This is a genomic window from Burkholderia sp. AU4i (assembly GCF_000466765.1).
GTDB classification, from domain to species: domain Bacteria; phylum Pseudomonadota; class Gammaproteobacteria; order Burkholderiales; family Burkholderiaceae; genus Burkholderia; species Burkholderia cepacia.
Genome location: NZ_ASSI01000419.1, coordinates 1 through 2,015, shown reverse-complemented (window position 1 = coordinate 2,015; position 2,015 = coordinate 1). Strand labels below are relative to the sequence as shown.

Here is a 2,015-nt window from a genome sequence, read left to right as displayed (position 1 = left end):
CGGGGCGCGGCCCCGGCTCGCGCTGCGCGTCGAGCTGATTCCCGCGCGGCCGGTGCCCGTGGCGGGCGTGCCTGACGCGGGGCGAACCGGGCCCGCCGCGAGTGGGCGCGGTGCCGAGGGCGCCGTGTCATCGACGAAACGATCCGCCGCGGTTGTGGTGTCGCGCATGACGACGCGGCCGTCTTCGAATACGGAGGGCGTTTCGCATCGGCAAGGTGAAACGCGTGCCGGTGCAATCGCGACCCGACGCGACCCCGATCCCGAGCCCGCATCGGGCCCCGATCTCGACTGGCGCCGCGATCTGGACGCGATCGGCTCGCGGCATGCGGCGGCGCGCAGTCCGGCGCAGGCGGCGGTCGGGGCATTGGGCGCGTCGTCCGGCGGCGTGGCCGCGCGCCGTGACAGCGTCGACGCGAGGCTGGCCGACGGCGTGTCGAATGCCCGTCGCACCGACTGCCGTCACGCGTATTCACGCGCGGGCCTGCTGGCATTGCCGATGCTCGCGCTGGATGCGGTGCGCGACACGGGCTGCAAATGGTGAAACGGGCGGCACGCGGGAAACCCGCGTGCCGCCTGCACCTTCATGCGCTCAACGCGTTCAGCGCGCGGGCGCAAGCTGCGCCATCGCCTCCCGCACGAAACCGATCAGCGTGTCGTCGGCCCACGTATCCTGCGTCAATGCAGGCTCGTTCATCATCGCCGCGCGGAATTTCGCGTGCGTGGCCGGATCGTGGCCGGCGTAGCTGCAGAACAGCTCGAGCCAGCGCTGCGCAAGCGCGCGGCCTTCCGGCGAAGCAGGTCGGGTACCCGCATCGATCGCGTCGCGCACGTCGCCCATCAGTTGCGGCCATTCCATCGCGCGTTCGCCGTAGTGCGCGCGCATGAAGCGGATCTCGTCCGGCGCGAGATACTTCTCGAAGATCCGCATCTTGTTTTCGGACGACGCACGCAGCACATAGTCGCGCAGCGCGGTCGAAATGCCGATCTTCGACTGCATCGCCGGTTCGTGCTCGTGCATCAGGTTCAGCTTCGCCAGCAGCCGCGGGTCGTTGTTCGTGTCGCGCACGAGCAGCGTCATCCAGCGACTGGCGAGCGCACGGGGGCGTTCGTCCTCGGCGGGTACGCCCGCGTCGTGCAGCGCGCGCACTTCGTCGACGAGTGCGATCCATTCGGCGTCGCCCGCCTGGCTTTTCTGGTACATCGGCAGGCGCGCGAGTTCTTCCTCGGAAAAATACTTGTCGTACACGGTCATCAACTCCAGTGTGGTGAGCCAATCGGCCAGCTCCGGCTCCGTGCCCGCGGCGAGCTGCGCATGCAGGCTCACGAGGCGCTCGCGCAGCTGCGCGGTCTGCGCGAGCTGGCGGTCGAGCAGCGCGATCTGCTTCGCGACGAGATCGACGAGCGGCGTGCCGGGCTGGTTCAGGTGGTCGCCGATTTCGGTGAGCGACAGGCCGAAGCGACGCAGCGCCTGGATCTGGTGGAGCCGGGCGATGTCGCGGCGGTCGTACAGCCGGTAGCCGTTGTCGGCGCGCGCCGAAGGCGTCAGCAGACCGATCGCGTGATAGTGATGAAGCGTGCGGACGGTCAGCCCGCTGCGTTTCGCCAGTTCTCCCACTTTCAGTCGCATTCGTTCCTCCGTTCGGTACGCGCACTGGAGTCTCGAACGTTACGCTACGTGAGGGTCAAGCGGAAGATGGGGAGGCGTGCGCGCGGGATTCCGCGCGCACGCGATGGCGGGCCGGCTTATTGCGGCGAAGGCGGCGTGTAGGTGGCGGCGGTATCGACGGTGGCGGCGTGCGCCTGCTGGCCGGGTGCGCCGTCGCCGGCGGCGTTGGTGTCGCCGGCCTTGCCGGACGGCCCGCCCTTGTCGACCGGCGGCGTGCCCATCGCCTGGTAGAGCCGCGCGGTATCCGCGAACCGCGCGCCGGTCGCGCGGATCTCGTCGAGCCGTGCATTGCGATACTGCAGCTCGCTGGCGCGCGCGGCCGACGGCGGCAGCGCGCCGAGCCGCACGC

At 70.1% G+C, this 2,015-nt stretch carries 2 protein-coding genes and 1 pseudogene; 1 reads left to right on the top strand and 2 read right to left on the bottom strand.

The genetic code is table 11. The annotated features are described in order from the left end of the window. On the top strand, nucleotides 1–541 hold a 541-nt coding region (locus tag L810_RS48280), incomplete at its 5' end, for a hypothetical protein (RefSeq protein ID WP_042978454.1). A gap of 57 nt (nucleotides 542–598) precedes the next feature. Here the strand turns inward: L810_RS48280 and L810_RS43175 are convergent. Together L810_RS43175 and L810_RS43170 are read right to left on the bottom strand one after the other, a co-directional pair. Next, nucleotides 599–1,627, bottom strand: coding sequence for a MerR family transcriptional regulator (locus L810_RS43175; protein WP_021164362.1), 1,029 nt, complete (start codon nucleotides 1,625–1,627; stop codon nucleotides 599–601). A 116-nt stretch (nucleotides 1,628–1,743) separates the two neighbouring features. Beyond that, a pseudogene (locus L810_RS43170) lies at nucleotides 1,744–2,015 on the bottom strand (efflux transporter outer membrane subunit); the annotation flags it as partial.